Annotated in this window: 17 protein-coding genes and 1 tRNA gene; 7 read left to right on the top strand and 11 right to left on the bottom strand. The window is 71.2% G+C overall.

Translation table 11 applies throughout. From position 1 onward, the window contains the following. Positions 1–130 precede the first annotated feature (130 nt). Positions 131–4528 (top strand): FtsK/SpoIIIE domain-containing protein, encoded by a 4398-nt coding sequence (locus ABH920_RS06275; RefSeq protein ID WP_370347726.1) that lies wholly within the window; start codon positions 131–133, stop codon positions 4526–4528. 154 nt (positions 4529–4682) lie between these two features. Here ABH920_RS06275 and ABH920_RS06270 read toward each other — a convergent pair whose 3' ends face one another. Next, positions 4683–5423, bottom strand: coding sequence for a ribonuclease H (locus ABH920_RS06270; RefSeq protein WP_370347724.1), 741 nt, complete (start codon positions 5421–5423; stop codon positions 4683–4685). Positions 5424–5555: 132 nt separating this feature from the next. Here ABH920_RS06270 and ABH920_RS06265 point away from each other — a divergent pair. After that, positions 5556–5628 (top strand) — tRNA-Thr (locus ABH920_RS06265). Positions 5629–5913: 285 nt separating this feature from the next. Then, complete coding sequence (locus ABH920_RS06260; RefSeq protein WP_370347722.1) at positions 5914–6633, top strand: DUF4352 domain-containing protein; 720 nt, start codon at positions 5914–5916, stop codon at positions 6631–6633. Positions 6634–6728: 95 nt separating this feature from the next. On the opposite strand, the gene ABH920_RS06255 is transcribed toward ABH920_RS06260, so the two are convergent. Further along, complete coding sequence (locus ABH920_RS06255) at positions 6729–7577, bottom strand: hypothetical protein (RefSeq protein ID WP_370347720.1); 849 nt, start codon at positions 7575–7577, stop codon at positions 6729–6731. A gap of 110 nt (positions 7578–7687) precedes the next feature. After that, entirely contained in the window at positions 7688–8242 is a 555-nt protein-coding gene (locus ABH920_RS06250; protein WP_370347718.1) for a hypothetical protein, read from the bottom strand. Between the two features lie 375 nt (positions 8243–8617). On the opposite strand from ABH920_RS06250, the gene ABH920_RS06245 reads away from it, so the two are divergent. Next, the gene (locus tag ABH920_RS06245; RefSeq protein ID WP_370347716.1) at positions 8618–9394 is read left to right on the top strand and encodes an ABC transporter ATP-binding protein; all 777 of its coding nucleotides are present in this window, start codon (positions 8618–8620) and stop codon (positions 9392–9394) included. A gap of 7 nt (positions 9395–9401) precedes the next feature. Next, a complete protein-coding gene (locus tag ABH920_RS06240) occupies positions 9402–11969 on the top strand; it encodes an ABC transporter permease (RefSeq protein ID WP_370347714.1) in 2568 nt (855 codons plus the stop codon). Between the two features lie 145 nt (positions 11970–12114). Here the strand turns inward: ABH920_RS06240 and ABH920_RS06235 are convergent, their stop codons facing one another. The 6 genes from ABH920_RS06235 to nagA all read right to left on the bottom strand — a co-directional run bounded on the left by ABH920_RS06235 (position 12115) and on the right by nagA (position 17282). Continuing rightward, a complete protein-coding gene (locus ABH920_RS06235; RefSeq protein ID WP_370347712.1) occupies positions 12115–12360 on the bottom strand; it encodes a DUF2630 family protein in 246 nt (81 codons plus the stop codon). A gap of 50 nt (positions 12361–12410) precedes the next feature. Beyond that, complete coding sequence (locus ABH920_RS06230) at positions 12411–12695, bottom strand: hypothetical protein (protein WP_194917184.1); 285 nt, start codon at positions 12693–12695, stop codon at positions 12411–12413. 181 nt (positions 12696–12876) lie between these two features. Further along, positions 12877–13515 carry a hypothetical protein gene (locus ABH920_RS06225; RefSeq protein WP_370347710.1) on the bottom strand — a complete coding sequence of 213 codons (639 nt, stop codon included), beginning with the start codon at positions 13513–13515 and terminating at the stop codon, positions 12877–12879. A 176-nt stretch (positions 13516–13691) separates the two neighbouring features. After that, on the bottom strand, positions 13692–15368 hold the full coding sequence (locus ABH920_RS06220; protein ID WP_370347708.1) for an FtsK/SpoIIIE domain-containing protein: 1677 nt from the start codon (positions 15366–15368) through the stop codon (positions 13692–13694). Positions 15369–15449: 81 nt separating this feature from the next. Next, positions 15450–15644 carry a hypothetical protein gene (locus tag ABH920_RS06215; RefSeq protein ID WP_015796679.1) on the bottom strand — a complete coding sequence of 65 codons (195 nt, stop codon included), beginning with the start codon at positions 15642–15644 and terminating at the stop codon, positions 15450–15452. A gap of 474 nt (positions 15645–16118) precedes the next feature. After that, entirely contained in the window at positions 16119–17282 is a 1164-nt protein-coding gene (nagA, locus tag ABH920_RS06210; RefSeq protein WP_370347705.1) for an N-acetylglucosamine-6-phosphate deacetylase, read from the bottom strand. Between the two features lie 153 nt (positions 17283–17435). Here nagA and ABH920_RS06205 point away from each other — a divergent pair, with 153 nt between their 5' ends. Then, positions 17436–17777, top strand: coding sequence for a DUF3263 domain-containing protein (locus tag ABH920_RS06205; protein ID WP_370347703.1), 342 nt, complete (start codon positions 17436–17438; stop codon positions 17775–17777). A 52-nt stretch (positions 17778–17829) separates the two neighbouring features. Here ABH920_RS06205 and ABH920_RS06200 read toward each other — a convergent pair whose 3' ends face one another. Together ABH920_RS06200 and ABH920_RS06195 are read right to left on the bottom strand one after the other, a co-directional pair. Beyond that, entirely contained in the window at positions 17830–18162 is a 333-nt protein-coding gene (locus ABH920_RS06200; protein ID WP_370347700.1) for a hypothetical protein, read from the bottom strand. Positions 18163–18262: 100 nt separating this feature from the next. After that, on the bottom strand, positions 18263–19696 hold the full coding sequence (locus ABH920_RS06195; protein ID WP_370347698.1) for an MFS transporter: 1434 nt from the start codon (positions 19694–19696) through the stop codon (positions 18263–18265). A 116-nt stretch (positions 19697–19812) separates the two neighbouring features. On the opposite strand from ABH920_RS06195, the gene ABH920_RS06190 reads away from it, so the two are divergent. After that, the gene (locus tag ABH920_RS06190) at positions 19813–20562 is read left to right on the top strand and encodes a helix-turn-helix domain-containing protein (protein ID WP_370347696.1); all 750 of its coding nucleotides are present in this window, start codon (positions 19813–19815) and stop codon (positions 20560–20562) included. The last annotated feature ends 46 nt before the right edge of the window (positions 20563–20608 follow it).

The following is a 20608-nucleotide window of genomic DNA, read 5'->3' as shown; positions in this document are numbered from 1 at the left end:
GGGAGCCTCCTGTCCGGCCCGCCGTGAGCGAGCCGTGTTCGAACCGGCCGGAAGGGGGTCCCGGCCGGGGATCCGCGCTTGTCAGGGCGGACCTTATCCGCTGTTGCGGCTGGCCGTAGACTTCCGAGTCATGCGTATGACGTTGACGGTGGTGGATCCTGTCCAGGGCTCCTGGATGGACGCACTGCTGGACGCGGACGGGGAGTCATCGATCCCGCAGGTCGCGGACCAGTTGGGTCGAATGCTGGGGGCGCAGGGGCCGAACCCGGGGTCACCACCCCTCCTGTTCGTGGACGGCAATCTTGTGGACCAGCGCCACACATTGGCCTCCTCACCTTTGCGTGAGGGTTCGGTTATCTCTCTGCACAACCCTTCGGGGTGTCTGCCCGCAGAGCCCTACGGAACCGTCGAGGTTCGGGTCGCCGGGGGACCCGACGCCGGCGGGGTGCACCGAATAAATCCGGGATACGCCGACATCGGGCGGTCCCGACGGAACCGAGTCAAGATCGACGATCCGGGCATACCCGACTTCGCGCTGCGAGTCAGCCTGGACGTGAACGGCGTGATCCGCGTGGCCCCGTACGAGGGCGTGTCCGCGGTCCTGGAGAAGCAGCCACTGGTCGGGGAGGCCGAGTGGAAGCCCGGGATGCAGGTCGTGATCGGCACGACCATCCTCGAAGTCGGCTACTACACGCCGCCGGACGCGGCGCTGACCCCCTCTGAGGACGGCGCCTTCCTCGACTACAACCGGCCGCCGCGCATCCTGCCGCCGGAACGGCAGACGCGGTTCAAGCTTCCGCAGCCGGTGATCGAGGAGAGCAAGCGCCCGTTCCCGATCGTCATGCTGATCGCGCCGCTGCTGATGTCGGTGGTCATGGCGGTCATCATGGGCCAGCCGCGCTACCTGATCATGGCCGCGATGTCGCCGGTGATGATGATGGGCAACTTCTGGCAGGACAAGAAGTCCGGCAAGTCCACGTTCGTGCAGAAGGTCGCCGAGTACGAGGCGAAGAAGGCGCGCATCGAGCAGGACGCCCGCGACGCCCTGGCCCTGGAGCGCAACGCGCGGCGCCAGGAGAGCCCGGACCCGGCGACCCTGCTGGACATCGGCATCGGGCCGCGCCAGCGGCTGTGGGAGCGCCGCCGGCACGACGCCGACCACCTGCTGCTCCGCGTCGGCACCCTGGACCAGGACTCCGAAGTGGTGCTGGAGGACCCGGAGCAGGACGAGCACCGGCGCAACGTCGCCTGGACCGTCCCCGAGGCGCCGGTGACCATCCCGCTGAAGGACCGCGGCGTGATCGGCGTGGCCGGTCCGGCCGGGACCCCGCGGGCCCTGGCGCGCTGGCTGGTCGCGCAGACCGCGGCCCTGTCGAGCCCGGACGACGTGCAGTTCGTGCTGCTCACCGACTCCCACGCCCGGCAGGACTGGGAGTGGATGCGCTGGCTGCCGCACCTGCGGCCGACCACCGGCCAGAACGCCACGGCGCTGATCGGCACCGACGCGGAGTCGGTCGCGCAGCGCATCGCGGAGGTCTCGCAGCAGTTGGGCTTCCGTATGAAGGAGCGGATGGCGAACGCCAGCAGCCCCACCGAGCAGGTGACGTTCAAGGACCCGGACATCGTGGTGATCCTGGACGGCTCGCGCCGGCTGCGCTCGATGCCCGGCGTGATCCAGATCCTGCAGCAGGGCCCGATGGTCGGCATCCGCGCGATCTGCCTGGACGGCGAGGACCGCTTCCTGCCCGGCGAGTGCCAGGCGATCGTGGTCGTCGAGCCCGAGGGCCTGCGGGTGCAGCAGGTCGGCAAGGACATGCAGCGCGGAGTGCGGCCGGACGCGGTGTCGCCGGTGTGGTGCCAGCGCCTGGTGCGCGGCCTGGCCGCGGTGCGCGACGTCTCCGGCAACGAGGAGGCCTCGGGGATCCCGAACTCGGCGCGTCTGCTGGACGTGCTGGGTCTGGAGCCGCCGACCAGCCAGGCCATCGCCGCGCGCTGGACCATGGGCGGCGAGACGACGATGGCGATGCTGGGCGAGTCGTTCGACGGCGCGTTCGGGATCGACATCCGCCGGGACGGTCCGCACGGTCTGATCGCCGGTACCACTGGTGCCGGTAAGTCGGAGCTGCTGCAGACGATCGTGGCGTCGCTGGCCGTGGCGAACAAGCCGACCGCGATGACGTTCGTGCTCGTCGACTACAAGGGCGGTTCGGCGTTCAAGGACTGTGTGCAGCTGCCGCACACCGTGGGTATGGTCACCGACCTGGACAACCACCTGGTGGAGCGGGCGCTGGAGTCGCTGGGCGCGGAGCTGAAGCGGCGTGAGCACATCCTGGCCGAGGCCGGGGCCAAGGACATCGAGGATTACGGCGACATTCGGAAGAAGAACACGCACTTGGCGCCGATGCCCCGGCTGCTGATCGTGATCGACGAGTTCGCGTCGATGGTGCGCGAGCTGCCGGACTTCGTCACCGGTCTGGTGAACATCGCCCAGCGTGGTCGTTCGTTGGGCATCCACCTGCTGCTGGCGACCCAGCGGCCCTCGGGTGTGGTGTCGCCGGAGATCCGGGCCAACACCAACCTGCGCATCGCGCTGCGTGTGACGGACGGCAACGAGTCCTCGGACGTGATCGACGACCCGTCGGCCGGCTTCATCTCGAAGTCGACGCCCGGCCGGGCCTACGTCCGGCTCGGTGCCAACTCGCTGGTGCCGTTCCAGGCCGGCCGCGTCGGCGGCCGGCGCCCCGGGGCCAACGTGGTGTCGCAGGCCTCGGTGTGGAGCACCCGGCTGGACTGGCCCGCGCTGGCGTCCGTGCCGCCGAAGAAGCCCGAGGGGCCCAAGGTCGAGACGGACGCCGAGATCACGGACCTGAAGGTGCTGGTCGACGCGATCCGCGAGGCGACCGCGGCGATGCAGATCCCGCCGCAGCACTCGCCGTGGCTGCCGGCTCTGCAGGACACCGTGCTGCTGTCGGACGTGCCGCCGGTGCGTCGGCACGGCGGGCACGACCTGGCGCCGATCCCGTGGGGGATCGACGACCTGCCGTCGCTGCAGGCGCGGCGGGCTGCGGTGCTGGACTTCGCGGGACTGGGGCACATGCTGATCGCTGGCGCGCCGCGGTCGGGGCGTTCGCAGGTGCTGCGGACCATGGCCGGGGCGATCGCGCTCACGCAGTCCACCGCCGACGTGCACATCTACGGGATCGACTGCGGCTCGGGGGCCCTGTTGCCGCTGACGGCGCTGCCGCACTGCGGCGCGGTGGTGCAGCGGCAGCAGTCCGAGCGCGCGACCCGGCTGATCACGCGGTTGAAGCAGGAGATCGCCAACCGCCAGGAGTCACTGTCGGCGCAGGGGTTCGCCGGGATCATCGAGCAGCGGATGTCGGTCCCGGCCGACCAGAAGCTGCCGCACATCGTGGTGTTCCTGGACCGCTGGGACGGCTTCCTGGGCTCGCTGGGCGAGCTGGACGGCGGAACGCTGGTGGAGGAGGTGCAGCGGATCATGCGGGAGGGCCAGGGTGTCGGCGTCCACATGATCATCACCGGCGACCGGCAGGTCTTCAGCGGCCGCATCTCCTCGCTGACCGAGGACAAGCTCTCCTTCCGGCTGCCGGACAAGCAGGACTTCGGCCTGATCAACCTGCACCCGCGCAAGATCCCGGACGAGATGCCGACCGGCCGCGCGTTCCGGTCCGACACCGGGCTGGAGACGCAGGTCGCGCTGCTGACCGCGGACGGCTCCGGCCAGGCGCAGGCGGCGGCCATCGCGGCCATCGCGGAGCAGGCGCGGGGCCGGGACGCGCAGATCCCGCGGGCGCGCCGGCCGTTCCGGGTGGACGTGCTGCCCGCGCGCATCTCGCTGGCCGAGGCCTGGGAGCTGCGCGACGAGGCCTCGCAGGGCCGGCCGCTGTGGGCGCTGGCCGGCGTCGGCGGCGACGAGCTCATCGGCGCCGGCCCGGACCTGGGCGACGGCGTCCCGACGTTCGTCATCGCCGGGCCGCAGAAGTCCGGCCGCTCCACGATGCTGATGGCGCTCGCCCGCACCCTGGTGGTGCAGGGCTCGCAGGTGGTGCTGGTGGCCCCGCGCAACTCGCCGCTGCGCAAGATGGCCGGCGAGCGCGGCGTGCTGGCGGTCTTCGAGAACGCCGACCTCAGCGAGGAGGACCTGCGCTCGGCGCTGGACGCCGCGGGCGGCCACCCGGTCGCGGTGCTGCTCGACGACGCGGAGATGCTGAAGGACGCGCCAGCCGGCACGGTGCTGCGCGACATCATCAACTTCGGCGGCGACCGCGGCCAGGCCCTGGTGCTGGCCGGCAGCGCGGAGGACCTGAACAGCGGCTTCAGCGGCTGGCACGTCGACGCGCGCCGGGGACGGCGCGGGGCGCTGCTGTCGCCGCAGTCGCCGATGGACGGGGACCTGATCGGCGTGCGGCTGAACCGGAGCCAGGTGGGGGGCCAGGTCCAGGCGGGCCGGGCGCTGCTGCACCTGGGGGACGGGGAGCTGCGGACGGTGCAGGTGCCGATCGACTGAGGCCGGGCCGGTCGGGTCGGTTCGGCGACGGTTGTTCGGACGACAGCTGTCGCGTGACGGCGGTCGGGGCTTCGGCTCCGGCCGCCGTCGGCTTTTGTGCGGTGGGTTGCTCCGAACGAATGACGGGTGCGCTGCGGCTTTGCTGGTTGCCCAGTTACGCGCAGGCGGGGTGTCCCCAGCGTCCGGAGTCGAGCTTGGTGATCTTCTCCCCGGCGTCGTAGCCGCGGCCGCAGGCGCAGGTGCCGGCGAACTTCGCCTGGATGGTGAAGGCCTTCTTCGGCTTGGCGTCGCCGGCGGTGCCTTTGCTGGTGCCGTTACCGGTGCCGTTACTGGCGCTTGTGGCGGCGCTGCTCCTGCTGCCGCCGCCACCGGCCCTGCCGCTCCCGGCGGGCCGGTCCGGCGTCCCCGGCACCTGCGAGGCGTCCGTCCCGGCCAGCGCCTGCTGGCTGATCGCGCTGGCGCTCGCGGCCCGGTCGGCGAGGTCGTTGTACGGGTCGCCGTTCACCTGGTGCGCCGCGACGTGCACGAACACCACGTCCCGGCTGCCCAGCAGCCCGTCGATCTCCCGGATCAGATCGGCGTTGGCCACCGGCTTCTTCCCGGCGGTCATCCACCCGTTCTTCTTCCACGCGGGCAGCCACTTGGTGACCGCGTTGATCGTGTACTGCGAGTCCAACCGGGCCTCGACCGAAGCCCCGGGACCGACCTCCACCAGCAACTCCCGCAACGCGGTCAACTCGGCGATGTTGTTGGTCGCGTGCCCCAGCGGCCCCGCCCGCCACCGCAGCACGACCCCGTCGGCATCGGCCAGGACCCAAGCCCAAGCCGACGGACCGGGATTCCCTTTGGTGGCGCCGTCACAGGCGGCGATGAGGCGCTTCTGGCTGCTGGACATCCGTCCATGGTCGCAGAAACCCCGCCCCCGCCGCCCACCACCACCCGCCCTTTCGAAACGGACTGGGGCAACCCCCGCCGCGTTCGGTACCATGGCGGCGGATCAGATCGGCCCCGCCGATCACCCGGTCCGGCCGCTGTGGCGCAATTGGCAGCGCACCTGTCTTGTAAACAGGCGGTTAGGGGTTCGAGTCCCCTCAGCGGCTCTTCGTGGCGTTCGGGTGCGGGCTCGGACGCTCCCACAGAGTGAGCCCCTCGACCTGGCCCTTCGCAGCTTGAGCTGCGGAAGACGGTTCCGAGGGGCTTTTCGCGCAAGCGGGCTTCGGGTGTTGCCATGGAGCCGGCTGCCGGACCTGCCGCAGGAGTTGCGCCTCGGCGCCCAAGACCTTGACCTGTGCCCTCCATTAATGCCTTGACCTGCGGAAACATGGCGATCAAGGGTCGCAGTGCCGTAGCCTCAGCACCCCAGTTTCTCGGGCAAGGGGGGCATCATGGATGAGCGCGGCAGCGATTTAACCGGTCGTGACACCGACGCAGAACCGATCCGCCGCCGCGGCTATCCGCGGCAACCGCAGTACCCGTACATGCCGTCGCCACCGGCCAAGCGGAGCAAGACTCCTGTCGTTCTGACCGGCATCGGCGGGCTTGTTCTCGGACTGTTCGTCGGCTACGGCGCCGGCCACGGTTCGAAGGCCGCCACGGCCGCTGGTTCCGTGGTCACGACCACGATCACCACCGGCGGCCCGGCGTCGGCTCCGGCTGCCGCCGCGCACACCAGCGCGGCCGCTCCGGCGTCCGCCAAGATCGGCGGGTCGATCGCCCTCACCGGCATGCGCGGCGACGAGAAGCTGACCGTCACTCTGGTCAAGGTCGCCGATCCGGCGACGAGTTCCGATCAGTACATGCAGCCGCAGAGCGGAAAGCGCTGGGTGGCCGTGCAGATCCGCATCACCAACACCGCCGCCACCGCGTACTCCGACTCGCCCACCAACGGGGCGACGCTCGTCGACGCGCAGGGCCAGCGCTACAGCAGCACCTTCGGCGACACCACCTTGGGTCAGGCCATGGACGGCGCCGTGAAGCTCGCGCCCGGTGCGAGTGCGCTCGGCGTCATCGTCTACGAAGTGCCGACCGGTGAGAAGGCAGCGACCTTCCAGTTCTCGCTGGACTCCGGGTTCGCCGACCAGACCGGGCAGTGGCAGCTGGCCTAGTCGGCCGGGCTGTCCGCGCGACGAGGCTGATCGGGGCGTCTGGGATCACCTTGTCGAAGCAGCGGAAGCCGCCGGACCAGATAAGCCCTGCGTGGTCAGGTCTCGTCCGGCCACACCGTGGCGTGGATCCGCACGTAGGGCAGGTCCGTCGGATCAAGCCCCCTCTCCAGGAACCGCACCGCCGCGTACTGGTTCCCGATGTTGAACGGCCCGTGCGCCACCCGCACGCAGTACACGTCCCCCGGGGCGGCGGTCACGCGCGTCACCTGCCGCGTCATGAGCAGCGATGCGCATCCCTCGGGGCTCGGGGCCGCTGTGGTGGTCCACTTCGCCGCTCCCAGGCCGGCGACGAAGGTTCCGTCGAAGCTGGCGCTGATGTCCGGGTTTCCGGACTGGTCCGGGCTCGGTGGGACGGTCGCGAGCGAGTACCCCACCGGGTCGACCTGTACGTCACCCTCCCACTGCGGCCGCGTGCCGGTGGAAGGCGCTGGGGTAGACGCCGAAGACGTCGGGGTCGGGGACAAGGACGACGGCAGCGACGACGGCGATGAGGCGGAAGGCGGCTCCGGCGGATCGCCACTGCTGCCCGAAGTAGCCGAAAGGTCCGAAGTGGCTGACGTCGCCGAGCCGGAACCTGAACTCGAACCAGAACTCGAACCAGAGCTCGAACCAGAACCCATACTCGAACCCGCGCCGGACACCGACGCGCCGCCGTCCCCGCCGCCCGGGGCGTCTCCCACGCCGATCGCCGTCGTCGTCACCGCGGAAGCCGGATTCCCCTCGGGATCGGAGCACACCAGCGTGATCATCCCCGCGACCGCGACGAGCAGCGCCGCGATCCCGGTCAGGATGGCCGCCACCGATTTGGCGCTCTCGGAGAACCGGCCGCGGTGCCGGCCGCCGGACCCGAAACCGAAGCCGCCCGAGCCGCTCGTCACGTCCACCCCTGCGAATGTGAGCCTTGATTCCCCGCCAGGCTAGCCGTCCGGGGCCCGGCCGAACAGGTGTCGGAGCACACGGTGCGGTCAGCGCGTCGCGGACAGTCGCCATCGGCTCATCGGCGCGGCGGGTTCGGCTGCACCGGGCGTGCGGGGGGCGGCGGCAGCGGCCCCGACGGCGGATCCTTCGGCGGGCGCTGCGGATTCGTCGCCGACCCGGTCCCGAACCGGAAACCGAAGCCGACTCCGGACCGGACCCGGACCTCGACGCCCGCCACCACTCTCGCGGCGACGCCGGCCTCGGCCCCCGCCCCGGCTTCGGCCCCAGCCGCAGCCCCAGCCCCGGCCCTATCCCCGGACTTGGTTCCGCCCCCGACCGCAGCCAGCGGCAGGAAGTCCCAAGCCGTCGCCCCCGGCTCGGTCCGTACCGTCAGAAAAGAATCGAACCCGTCCGGCACCACCGACCGATCCCCGTTCCGCAGCGGCACCGGCTCGCTCCACGCCGCGCTCACGAACCGCACCGGCACATGCCCGAAGTACTTGCGGGCCCGCGAGCAGTCGGTCCCGAGGATCGAGCGCCCCAGGCAAGCGGCACACAACAACAGACCGCTCTCGGGGTCACGCCCGACCGAGTTCCCCTCGCAGCCGCAGGAATGCTGACACCGTCGCATCGTCCCTCCCGCCAGTCGGCAGCGTCCTAGAGCGTAAGCCGCGAGAGCGAGGTGATCAGCGGGTTCGCGCAGGAGATCACTCCAACGAGTGGCGATTGCCCGTGGATTCCGCCTCTGCCGGCCGCCCTGGAAGACCCGCGCGTCTTCGCAGGTCAGGTGTGTCGCCTCCGCCTGGGGCACGACTTCAGTCGCAGCGGCCCCCCAGCCTGGAGTCGTACGCCGAGCACCCCGACCACCGCCAGGCGACTACTCGGGGACGAGCCCGTCGGCCGACGACCCGGACCCCTGGTAGTTCTTACCTTTTTCTTGGGCCTGACGGGCCCGGCCCACGTACATCCCAGCGCCACCACCACCACGTTTTCCGGAGGGGTTCCCATGTCCGCCACCACCCGAGAGCCGACCGCGAGCGGCTACGCGGTCCTCGCCCGCGACCTCGTCAAGACCTACGGTTCCGGTGCCACCGCGGTCCGCGCCCTCGACGGCGTCACCGTCGGGTTCGGCCAGGGCGAGTTCACCGCGATCATGGGCCCGTCCGGGTCCGGCAAGTCCACGCTGATGCACTGCCTGGCGGGCCTGGACACCGCCACCTCCGGCTCGGTGCAGATCGGCGGGGTGGAGCTGACCAAGCTGAACGACAAGGCCCTGACGCTGCTGCGGCGCCGCCGGATCGGCTTCATCTTCCAGTCGTTCAACCTGCTCCCCACCCTCACCGCCGAGCAGAACATCCTGCTCCCGCTGGACCTGGCCGGTCTGAAGCCGCCGAAGCAGTGGTGGGATCAGGTGATCGGGGTCCTGGACCTCCAGGGGAGGCTCAAGCACCGCCCCGGCGAGCTCTCCGGCGGCCAGCAGCAGCGCGTGGCCTGTGCCCGGGCCCTGATGAGCCGCCCGGAGGTGGTGTTCGCGGACGAGCCGACCGGGAACCTGGACTCCCGGGCCGGCTCGGAGGTGCTGGCGTTCCTGCGGATGAGCGTGCGCGAGCTGGGCCAGACCGTCGTGATGGTCACCCACGACACCACCGCGGCCTGCGCAGCGGACCGCGTAGTGTTCCTGGCCGACGGTGTCATGCGCGGCGACCTGCTCTCCCCGACGCCGGACTCGGTGACCGCGCAGCTGCGCATGATCCGGCCCGAGCGCGTCGCGGCGGGGGAGTGACCCGGCGATGTTCAAGACCGCGCTGGCGAACCTGAGGGCCCACAAGGCCCGCATGCTCCTGTCCTCGATCACCGTGCTGCTCGGCGTCGGCTTCGTCGCCGGCACGCTGATCTTCACCGACTCCATCAAGCAGTCCTTCTTCGACAGCTTCGCCCGGCAGGCCAAGAACGTCGACGCCGCCGTCACCCCGGCCGGCGGCCTGCAGGTCGCCAGCATCGAGAACCAGCAGGACAAGAAGACGGTCGACCCGGCGGCCCTGGACGCCGTCCGGAACCTGCCCGACGTCGCCTCGGCCGAGGGCCGGGTCCTGGGCCCGGCGCCGGTGCTGGACAAGGCCGGGAAGGTGGTCAAGGGCAGCGGCGGCATCGGGGTCGGCGTCGCCTTCCCGACCGACGCCAAGCTCGGCTACTTCGACTTCGCCGCCGGCCACGCCCCGGCGGCCGCGACCGACGTCGCGCTGGACAAGGCCACCGCCGACGACCGGCACTTCGCGCTCGGCGACCAGGTGACCGTGATCGACCACGGCGACCGGCGCGAGACCTTCCGCCTGGTCGGCATCTTCGACACCAGCACCGACAAGACGTATGCCGGGGAGTCGGTGGTCGGCTTCGACACCGCGACCGCGCTGCGGGTCACCGGCAGCGCCGGCTACGACCAGATCGCCGTGCGCGCCAAGTCCGGCGTGAGCCAGGACCACCTGGTCACCGAGCTCAAGGACCTGCCGGTCCTGGACGGCAGCGGCGCCACCTTCTACACCGGCGCGCAGCTCCAGACCGAACTGGCCAACCAGGCCACCGGCTACACCAGCGGCTTCGGCACGTTTCTGCTCGTCTTCGCCATTATCGCGGCGCTGGTGTCGGCACTCGTCATCCAGAACACCTTCCAGATCCTGGTCGCGCAGCGGGCCCGCGAGCTGGCCCTGCTGCGCTGTGTCGGAGCGACCCGCCGCCAGGTCTTCGGCAGCACCCTCATCGAAGCCCTCGTCTTCGGGACGCTGGCCTCCGTCGCCGGGTTCTTCACCGGCATCGGGCTGTCCAAGGGCCTGTCCGCGCTGCTCAACGCCGCCGGGCTGAACATGCCCACCGACCACCTGGTGGTCAACGCGGACGCGGCGCTGTACTCGATCGGCCTCGGCCTGCTGCTGACCGTCGGCTCCGCGGTGCTGCCGGCGCGCGCCGCCACCCGCGTGGCGCCGGTGCAGGCGCTGTCCGCGCAGCTCGGCGAGACCCGGGTGACCCGCAAGGCCGGCCGGGTCCGCGTGACCGTCGGGCTGCTGCTGGCGGCCGCCGGCATCGCGGTCGGCTACCTGGGGATGCAGACCCAGGACCGCAGCCGGGGCTTCATGATCCTCACCGTCGGCGCCATGGTGACCTTCGTCGGCGTGCTGGCCCTGGGGCCGGTGATCGCCTCGCCGGTGATCCGGGTGCTGGGCTGGCTGCCGGGCAGGGCGCTGGGCCCGACGGCACGTCTGGCGACCGCCAACGCCGGCCGCAACCCGCGCCGGGTCGCCGCCACCACCGCCGCGCTCACCATCGGCATCACGCTGGTGACGATGTTCACCGTGGTCACCGCCTCCATCAAGGCCTCGGCCACGGACTCCATCAGGCAGCACTTCCCGTTCGACTACCAGGTGGTCGCCGACCCCGGCCGGTCCGTCCCGGCGGACGCCGTGGCGAAGCTCAAGGCCCTGCCGGAGCTGGGCACGGTCGCCGCGGAGTACGACGGCAAGGTCACCGTGAACGGCAGCACCGAGCACGCCGGCGCCATCGACGCGGTCGGCTACCACACGCTGATCAACCCGATCATGAAGCAGGGCTCGATCAGCGACGTGGTCCCGGGCACCGTGGCCGTGCCGGACAACCAGCTCGCCGCCCTGCACACGGCCGTCGGGCAGACGGTCACGGCCACCGCCGCCGACGGCCGCACCGTCTCGCTGAAGGTCGTGGCCACCTACGAGGACAGCGGGATCGGCATGCCGGAGACCGCGTTGTCGGTCCCGGACTTCCAGAAGCTGCTGCCTTCTCAGGGCCCGGGCACGGTGACCATGCTGGCCAAGCCGGGCGTGACGCTGGCCGCGACGCGTTCCGCGGTCGAGGCCGCGGTCGAGAACGACCCGCTGCTGACCGTGAACAGCGTCGCGGACTACAAGAACCAGCTGAACAGCAGCCTGAACCAGATCCTGGCCCTGTTCACCGCGATGCTGGGGCTGGCGATCCTGATCGCGCTGATCGGCATCGCCAACACCCTGTCGCTGTCGGTCCTGGAGCGCACCCGCGAGAGCGCGCTGCTGCGCGCCCTGGGCCTGACCAAGCAGCAGCTGCGCCGGATGCTGATGCTCGAGGCCATGCTGATGGCGGTCCTGGGGGTCAGCCTCGGGATCGTGATGGGCGGCGGCTTCGGCTGGGCGCTGGTGCACCTGGTGGCGAAGGCCACCGGCGTGGGGAGCCTGGCGATCCCGTACACGCAGCTGCTGATCTACGTCGTGGCGGGCGCCCTGGCCGGCGTCCTGGCCGCGGTGATCCCGGCTCGCCGGGCGGCACGGCAGACGGTCGCCGCGGCGATCACGGAGGCCTGAGAGGGGAGCTGCCCGGCTGCGGGGGACGGGGCACGGGGGAAGCGGGACGCGGGGAAACGGGATCGGGGGACAGGGAACGGGGAAGCGGGGGAACCACAAGGGCGGCCCGGCGCATCAGCGCCGGGCCGCCCCGATGTCCTCGGTCCTACTGGAGGTACCCCTCGACCTCGCCGACCGCCCGGGCCTTCGCGTCCCCCGGGTTCCCGCCGGTCTCCTGCTTGGCCCGGCGCTGCCGGAGCAGGTCCCAGCACTGGTCCAGCTCGATCTCCGCGCTCTTGAGCGCGGTGAGGTCCTGGTCGGTGGGATTGGGGTGCGAACGCAGCCGATGCTCTTCCGCGACCAGTTCCTTGATGCGCGCGCCGATCCCGGCGTCGTTGGTGGTGTCAGCCATGGGACAACCGTATGCCGCCGCGCAAAGCGGCGCAGTTCGGTGGCGGGCTGCTACAGCCCGATCAGGCGCTTCAGCCGCCGGAACGGCGCGCGCAGCCACAGCGCCCGCTCGGAACGCCGGGCGCCGCCGGTGCGGGGCAGCACCGCGATCATGGTTTCCAGGGCTTCGGTGGCGTTGTCGTCGTCCAGCGCCGCCGGCGCGTCCACGATCGCCGCGAAATGCCGGTCGAGCCGGTCGGCCACAGCCTGGTTGCCCAGGTTCAGCGGCGGCACACCGACGCGCCGCGGCGGAGTCATCGGACCCGCCGTCGAACCGCTCGCCTGAGACATCGCCACCCTTAGAAGGTAGCGCATCGCGCACCACCCGGCACAGAGGTTCGGTGTTCCGTTATCCCGTTGTGCCGAGTGCTGAATGTCACACCGGATCAGGACCCTGTCCGACCAGGGCCTGACCCGGTGTGCACCGCAGAGTTCTGAGTCGCCCGCGAATCACGCTGTCGGGCGCGTCCCGCTTCTGCTACAGGCCGGGCGGGAAGTTGTAGGAGGACGGGACCTGCGGGGTCTGGCCCTTCGCGCCGACCCAGACCGCGATCTCGTCGTGCGCCTTCAGCACGTACTGCGCCGGGTCGCCGGTGAGCTCCTTGCCGTTCACGATCACGTGCAGCGCCTCGGTGCCGCCGATCGCGACCGGGCCGACCTGGGTGGCGCTGAGCGGCTGGCCCCACTCGGTGAAGAACTGGCCGAGCTTGAAGGGGGTGTCCTTGGCGGACTCGATGTGCATCACGCCGCTGGTGTCGTGGGTGTGCAGCGCGGTGATGGTCTGGGCGTTCTCGTCGATGCCGACGTACTGCGGCACGGTGACCGCCTTGCCGTCGACGATCACGTCGAGGTGCGCGTGGTAGTGGACCTGCAGCATCTCGCTGCCGAGCATCGGCAGGCCGGCCTTGAGCGCGGTCGAGGTCTGGTCCGGGTTGCGCGACCAGTCGGCCGCGGCCGCCGTGCTCGGCGCCGCCTGCGCGCCGGACGTCGTGCCGGCCGCCGCACCGCCGGTGGATCCGTTGGACGAGCCGCTGGAGCCGTTGGACGAGCAGGCGGTCATTATCAGGGCCGTCACCGTCGCCGCGAGGCCGATCGCGGCACGCTTGGGGATACTCATGGTCCTCAACCCTACCCAGCGTGCGGGGGTCGTCAGTTTGAATTCAAACGAATACCCCCGTGAGGATCCTCACCTGGGCGAGCGGGAACTTCTCGACGGCCCGGCCGGGAACGGCGAGGCGGGCGGCGCATCCGCACCGCCCGCCTCGTGAAGCCCGTGAAGCCCCGTGGTACCGCTCAGAAGGCGTCGGGCCCCTGACCGCCGGTCCCGCCGGTCCCGCCGAACCCGCCGGCCCCATCGGTTCCGTCCGCACCGTCGAACCCGTCGAACCCGTCGGCCATCGGGTCCCCGCCGCTCACGACCGCACCGACCAGCACCGGCAGCGCGGCCGTCACGTCCGCCGCGACCGGCACCTGCACCCGGACCACCGGCCCGCCGCCGACCCGGGCGAACCCGCGCCCCGGGGGCAGCACGGCCGGCCCGCCGATCTCCAGCGTGCCGCCGAACAGCGCGGTGGACGCCCCGGGCGGCAGCTGTCCGAGCCCGACCCGGGCGTGCGCCTGGTTGCGGACCGTGGCCCGCAGCTCGGAGACCCGCTCGGCCCGGCTGGAGAGCACCACGGTCACGCCGGTGGTGCGGCCGGCCCGCATCAGGTCGGCCAGCAGGTCCTGCGGGTCGGCCAGCCCGGCCCGGGCCGCCGCCTCGCCGAGAGAGGCCAGCTCGTCCACGAACAGCCACAGCGGCTTGGCCAGCTCGGCGATCAGCGTGTCCTCGGTGTCCCCGAGCTCGCGCAGCCGCTCGGCCCGGCGCGTGGACTCCGCGCAGACCCAGTCGAGCAGGTCCATCGCGGCGGCCGGCGCGGACTCCACGCGCAGCACGCCGTCGCGCCCGGAGAACTCGTCGAAGTGCCCGGTGTGCTCGGCGTCGATCGCGGTCACCAGGTGGCCGTGGCCCAGGGCCTGCGCGGCCAGCGAGCGCAACAGGTTCGACTTGCCGCTGCCCAGCACGCCGGCCACCAGCAGGTGCGGCTCGGCGGCGAACCGGCCGTGCCGCCAGACCACCGGCGCCAGCTCCACCACCGGCACCTCGCCGCCGGGCTCGGCGGTCAGCTGCACCGGGATCAGGCGCGCGGTCGAGGTGGGGTCGGTGAAGCCGAGCACGTACTCGATCTCGGCGACCTTCCACGGCTGCGCCGGGATCCCGATCGGCAGCGGCGGCAGGATGCGGACGGAGAGCTTGTTGCCCTCCTCGTCCCAGTCGTACAGGTACTCGTTGGCCTGGCCGATCTTGCCCTCCAGGGCCCGCTCGACCTTGGCTCGGGAGTCGTGCTCGCCGTCCTTGAAGAACGGGGAGTACTGGAGCTTGAGCGCCACCAGCCGGTCGCCCTCGTCGAACTCCCACTCGGTGAACCCGTCGCGGTAGCCGCCGCCGGGCTTGAACCGCTCGTCCGGGTCGTGGGTGTCCATCAGGTAGGGGACCAGGCCGTTGTACGCCGACTGGAGCCGCGCGACGTGCGCGTCGCTCTCCGGGTCCTTGCCGGGGTCGGGCCGGTCCCGGCCCAGGTAGGTGGCCCCCGCGGCCCAGACCGCGAGCAGCAGCAGGATGCCGTACGGCTGGAAGCCCACGGCCACCGCGCACACGGCGAAGACGAAGACCACCAGGTCCCGCCATTCCTTGTGCTTCTCGTGCCCGCCGGCCTCGGTCCAGTACGTCTTGGCGTCCGCGGCCATCTGCTTGGTCCCGCGGACCAGCACCACCACCGGGTGCCCGATGTCCATCGCCCGCGCCTTGGCGCGCTTGGAGGCGTGCCGGGTGGTGTTCGAGTAACGGCCGACGGCCTCCGTGATCGGGTGGTCACGGAAGCCGCGGGCCAGGCGCTGGATGGGGTTCTCGGTCCCCACCGATCCCGCCATAGGTGTTCGACCCCTTAGCTGAGGAGCTCTAGCTGGCTCTGCTGGCTCGGCCGGCCCGACGCCGGATCAGCCCTGGCACCGCTAGAAGTGCAGGTTGCTGATGAAGCTGGCGATGGAGGCACCGCTCTGCTTGATGTTCGGGGCGATCGAGGTGGACGCGAGGTAGAAGCCGAGCAGCGCGCACACGATCATGTGCGAGACCTTGAGCCCGTCCTTGCGGAACAGGATGAAGGTGATGATGCCCAGCAGCAGCACACCGGATACCGAGAAGACCATGACAGCGACTCCTTCGCCTGCGAGTGCCCGGCGTTTTTCGGTCGCCGTGCGTGAATCTCTACCTAGTGATGCGGTCGGCTATGGAGAGTGGCCGTCGCCCGGGTCGGCGGGGCCATTCGTTCCCGAAGGGAGATGAAAACCAGATTCAGATGAAGCTCACTCTTGGATTCTCGCCCAGGGGGTTCGGCTTTTATAGCTGGAAAGCGGTCGGGAGCGGTGAAGATTCACCCGAGCGGCGCATCTGCCGGGCTCCGGCCGGAACGCGAGTGCGAACGGGTGATGCCGGTGGGAACCCCGAGGTGGACGGGGTCTGATCCGCGGCGGTGTGGACACGCCGAGGCCTCGCCTGTTGCCAAGACCGGCTCAAAGGGTTGAGTCGTTCCAGCCGATTAATACCGGCGGGAATCCGCAAACAGGCGTGGGGCTGCGCGTATTGAATTACTTACACTGAAGTGCGGGCCCTGAGAAGACGGGTCATTTCGGGGCGACGGCCCACTCGCCGCGCTTCATGACGCCGCACACTTCCAGTTCGTCGTCGAGCACGACCAGGTCCGCGAACTTGCCGATCTCGATCGAGCCGATCTCGTGGTCCAGGCTCAGGGCGCGCGCGGGGGTCAGGGAGGCCGACACCGAGGCGTCCTCGATCGGCAGGCCCAGCTCGCGCACCGCGCGCCGGAGCGCGACGTCCATCGTCAGGGTGCTGCCGGCGATCGAGCCGCCGCCGGTCAGCCGGGCCACGCCCTCGGAGACCTCGACGTCCAGCGCGCCGAGCCGGTACATGCCGTCGGGCTGGCCGGCCGCCGCCATGGCGTCGGTGATCAGCGCCACCCGGTGCGGGCCGACGGCGTTGAAGACCATGCCGATCACCGCGGGGTGCACGTGGATGCCGTCGTTGACCAGCTCCACGATCACGTTCTCGTCCTCGATCGCGGCCACCACCGGGCCCGGCTCGCGGTGGTGGACGCCGGGCATCGCGTTGAACAGGTGGGTGGCGACCCGGGCGCCGTGGGAGAAGGCCTCCTCGGTGATGCCGTAGCCGCCGTCGGTGTGCCCGACCGCGGCGATCACGCCGGAATTGGCCAGCAGCGCGGTGGCCTCGATGCCGTAGTCGAGCTCGGGGGCCAGCGTCACCATCTTCACCGTGCCGCGGCCGGCGGCCAGCAGCGGCCGCAGCAGCGCCGGGTCGGGGGCGCGCAGCAGGGCCGGGTCGTGGGCGCCGCAGCGGGCCTTGGAGATGAAGGGGCCTTCCAGGTGCAGCCCGGCCAGCAGGCCGTCCTCGACCAGGCCGGCCAGGTCGGACAGGTAGCGCTGCAGGTCGTCCAGCTCGGTGGAGACCGTCGAGGCGACGGTCGTGGTGGTGCCGTGCGCGCGGTGGAAGGCCGCGGCCCGCACCGCCTGCTCGATGTCGCCGGAGCTGAAGGCGGCGCCCCCGCCGCCGTGGGTGTGCATGTCGACGTAGCCGGCCAGCAAGTAGCGCCCGGCCAGGTCTATGGAGGCCTCGTGCGGATCCGTGTCGGATGGTCTCGGGCTGGAGCCCTGCGGGCCCACCTCGGCGATCCGGTGGCCGTCCAGGCGCAGCCAGCCGTCGGCTCGCACGCCGTCGGGGAGGACGATCCGGGCGTTCGTCAGCAGTGTCATCGCAAACCTGTCGGCAGAAAAGGGGAGCGGAGGGGCGGGCGGAGCTGGGTTCGGTTCACACGTTAATTGGTATAGACCTGTAATCGACGGACCCACGGTACGCCATGGGCCCGGTGGGACGCCGTGTGGGTGTGCGGCCGTACTCTGTTCTGCATGAACAGCAGCGAGCCCGGGGGCGGATTGACAGACCGGGACCGCGCGATCCTGGCGTTCGAGAAGCAGTGGTGGCGCAACGCCGGTAGCAAGGAGCAGGCGATCCGGGAGCGGTTCCAGATCTCTGCTACCCGTTATTACCAGCTGCTCAACGCACTGCTCGACGACGAGGCGGCGCTGGCCCTGGAGCCGGAGGTCGTCAAGCGTCTGCGGCGGTTGCGCGCCGCGCGCCAGCGCGCCAGGTCCGGACGGGTGAAACGGGTCTCCGACATCGGCGCGGACTCGGACGGGGAGCCCCGGCCTGTGTCTAATGAAGGACATGACCGGGACCGAGCCGCCTGACCGGGAGCCGTACGACCGGGAGCTGCTACGCGGTCGCCCCGACCGGGAGCTGCTACGCGGTCGCCCCGACCGGGAGCCGCTCGACCGGGAGGAGCGCGGCCGGGAGCCCGCCGAGGCGCGGCCGATGAGCCGTCCCGCGCTGCTCGCCGCGGTCGTCGCGGTCTGCGGGACCGGGCTGCTGGCCGGGCTCGGGCTGTTCGGCGGCTCGACGCCCAAGCCGCGTCCGGCGGCGCCGGCGGCCGCCGTGGTGAAGGCCGCCGATTCGCTCGGCGCGCGGGCCGGCGAGCCGGTCCGCGACCGGCTGGCGCACCGGCCGCACGCGCACCGTCCGGTCAAGCACCTGCCGCACTCTCTGCACGCGCTGCACTCCGTGCGTTCCGCTCATTCCGCGGTCCACGAGGCCCGCCGCACACACAAGGGGAGTGCCGGATCAGGCGCTCCACACAGCGCCGACCGACACTCCCCGGCTCAGGGGACGCTCAGGCCTACCGAGCGTCCGGCCACTGCGCGGCCCGCAGCGCCTTCTGGGACACGGAGTACAGCACCGCGACCGTCATCAGCAAAGACAGGCCCAGCAGCGTCCCAGTAGGTGAGAACCACTGCAGTGCGGCGCTGGCCACCAGCATCCCGGCCGGCATCCCGATCAGCAGGAACATGTCCAGCGCGGCGGCGGTGCGGCCGCGCTGCTCGTCCGGGACCGCCTGCAGGATCAGCACGTTGACCATGACCACGGCGGACGGGATCACGGCGCCGCTGAGCGCGAGGAACGCGGCGTCGGCGGCCGGGGCGCCGATGAACGTCATCCCGAAGTTGGCGACGGCGAACACCAGGCACGCCACGATCAGCAGCCAGCCCGGCCGCATCACCTTGTGCAGCGGCTTCACCAGCACGGTGCCGACCAGCCCGCCGAGCGCCATGGCGCCGATCACCAGACCGGTGGTGCCGGACGCGGCGTGCTCCTGGTGCATGCGCACGACCAGGCTCAGGAAGACCGGGTAGCCGGCGGTGTTCACCAGGCACAGGGCCAGGGTGGTGGCACGCATCACCGGGTCGCGCATGATCGTCTTGAGGCCGAGGAGCGCACCGCCGCGCTCGGTGTCGGTGCTCGTACTCGCTGCGTCTTCCGCCTGGCCCGCGGCCTGGTCGGCAGCCTCGTCGGCGGCCAGCGTCACGGACTTCGGCAGCTTCAGCAGCACCACGGTGAGCAGCGAGACCAACCCGGCGATCATGGCGAACAGGAACGGCAGCGCCCGCGAGATCCCGAACAACGCCCCACCGAGCGGCGGCCCGGCCAGCTCGCACCCCTGCTGCCGCACCTGCTCGGCGGTGAGCGCGGCCGGAATCTGCTCGGGCGCCACCACCTGCCGCAACATCAGCGTCCGCGCCCCGGCGAACGGCTGGATCGCGCCGAGCGCGGCGGCGGTGAGCAGCAGGTGCCAGAACGTCAGGACACCGAGGAAGTACGCCACGGCCACCGACCCCGCGGCGGCCACCCGCACCGACTCCGACAGCAGAAGCAGCCGCCGCCGGTCCTTCCGGTCCATCAACTGCCCGACCGGCAGCGTCGCCAGCACCGACGCGATCAGCTGCACGGTCGCGAACAGCCCGGCCTTCAACGGCGAGCCGGTCAGCGCCAGGATCACCAGCGGGTAGGCGATGTCGGCGGTGCTCAGGCCGAGCAGGGCCGAGACCGCTCCGCCCCAGAGCAGGTTGAAGTTGCGGTTGCGGCGGAGGGGGATGAGCTCGGGGGCGGCCTCGGCGGCGATCTCGGGGGCGATCTCGGCGGCGCGCTCCTCGGCCGAACCGGCGGCCTCGGCGCTCGCGGTCGCCGCCCGCCGTCCGGCCCAGGCGCCGTCCTCCGGCATGCCCTCCACGTCCATCGCCGCGTCCCCCGTCGGCTCGAGCGCTGTTGCGGTCATCGTGAACCCTCCCTGATTCATGAACGTTCGCGTTGGCGCGAGCATTCACCCTCTCACCATCATTCACGCTTGAGTGAATGATGACGCATCCGTGAGCGTCTGGCAAGATGGACCCCATGGGCAGCAAGAACACGACCTCCGACCTGGCCGGGGCGCTGGACTCGGCGCGCACCGCGATCCGGGATGCCAACGCCGAGGTGGCCGGTGCGCTTCGTGAGGTGCATGAAGAGGTCTCCGCCGCGCGGGAACAGGTGGCGCTGATCCAGGAGGTGGTGCGCACCGTCACCGACGTCGACACCATCAAGGCGCTCGCCGACACCACGCGGCTGTCACTGCTGCGGGCGCTGTCCCGCGACCGGGTGCCGAAGTCGGCCAAGGAGCTGGCCGAGGACCTCGGCCAGCCGCAGACCAAGCTCTACCGGCACCTGAAGGTGCTGCTGGAAGCCGGCTTGATCGAGGCCGCGGAGACCCGGGTGGTGTCCGGCATCGTCGAGACCAAGTACCGGTCGGCGCAGGGTTCGCTGACGATCGACCCCACCGCGCACCCGGTCGAGACCCGCGAGGCCATGGACCGGATCATCGACGAGAACCTGGCCGACTACCGCAAGCGCTTCCTGCGGCACCTGGACGATCTGGGGATCCCTTCTGATCCGGAGGAGGCGAAGAACAGCGGCATGCTCATGTTCCTGTCCTCCACCCTGCCCGCCGATGTCGCCGCGGACTTCCAGAAGCGGTTGGAGGCGCTGGTCAAGGAGTTCGACAGCCTTCCGCGCGACCCCGACGGCGTCCGGATCGAGGGCCTGGTCTCCTGGTTCAGACCTCGGATACCGGAGACTCCGGACGGCTCGGCGGCCGCGAACCCCTAGACCGGCGCGACCGCTGGACCGGCGCGCGACATCCGGCAGCCGGCGG

The organism is Catenulispora sp. EB89 (assembly GCF_041261445.1).
In the GTDB taxonomy this organism is placed as follows: domain Bacteria; phylum Actinomycetota; class Actinomycetes; order Streptomycetales; family Catenulisporaceae; genus Catenulispora.
Note: the sequence above shows the minus strand (reverse complement) of the source record. Positions and strands in the feature narration are given on the sequence as shown.

Excerpts from the sequence above, each read along its gene's own strand:
- ABH920_RS06260 (WP_370347722.1), top strand. The coding sequence starts at position 5,914 with ATGGATGAGCGCGGCAGCGATTTAACCGGTCGTGACACCGACGCAGAA.
- ABH920_RS06275 (WP_370347726.1), top strand. The coding sequence starts at position 131 with ATGCGTATGACGTTGACGGTGGTGGATCCTGTCCAGGGCTCCTGGATG.
- ABH920_RS06200 (WP_370347700.1), bottom strand. The coding sequence starts at position 18,162 with ATGAGCGGAACGCACGGAGTGCAGCGCGTGCAGAGAGTGCGGCAGGTG.
- ABH920_RS06235 (WP_370347712.1), bottom strand. The coding sequence starts at position 12,360 with ATGGCTGACACCACCAACGACGCCGGGATCGGCGCGCGCATCAAGGAA.
- ABH920_RS06190 (WP_370347696.1), top strand. The coding sequence starts at position 19,813 with ATGGGCAGCAAGAACACGACCTCCGACCTGGCCGGGGCGCTGGACTCG.
- ABH920_RS06270 (WP_370347724.1), bottom strand. The coding sequence starts at position 5,423 with ATGTCCAGCAGCCAGAAGCGCCTCATCGCCGCCTGTGACGGCGCCACC.
- ABH920_RS06195 (WP_370347698.1), bottom strand. The coding sequence starts at position 19,696 with ATGACCGCAACAGCGCTCGAGCCGACGGGGGACGCGGCGATGGACGTG.
- ABH920_RS06225 (WP_370347710.1), bottom strand. The coding sequence starts at position 13,515 with ATGAGTATCCCCAAGCGTGCCGCGATCGGCCTCGCGGCGACGGTGACG.
- ABH920_RS06250 (WP_370347718.1), bottom strand. The coding sequence starts at position 8,242 with ATGCGACGGTGTCAGCATTCCTGCGGCTGCGAGGGGAACTCGGTCGGG.
- ABH920_RS06245 (WP_370347716.1), top strand. The coding sequence starts at position 8,618 with ATGTCCGCCACCACCCGAGAGCCGACCGCGAGCGGCTACGCGGTCCTC.
- ABH920_RS06220 (WP_370347708.1), bottom strand. The coding sequence starts at position 15,368 with ATGGCGGGATCGGTGGGGACCGAGAACCCCATCCAGCGCCTGGCCCGC.
- nagA (WP_370347705.1), bottom strand. The coding sequence starts at position 17,282 with ATGACACTGCTGACGAACGCCCGGATCGTCCTCCCCGACGGCGTGCGA.
- ABH920_RS06240 (WP_370347714.1), top strand. The coding sequence starts at position 9,402 with ATGTTCAAGACCGCGCTGGCGAACCTGAGGGCCCACAAGGCCCGCATG.
- ABH920_RS06205 (WP_370347703.1), top strand. The coding sequence starts at position 17,436 with ATGAACAGCAGCGAGCCCGGGGGCGGATTGACAGACCGGGACCGCGCG.
- ABH920_RS06215 (WP_015796679.1), bottom strand. The coding sequence starts at position 15,644 with ATGGTCTTCTCGGTATCCGGTGTGCTGCTGCTGGGCATCATCACCTTC.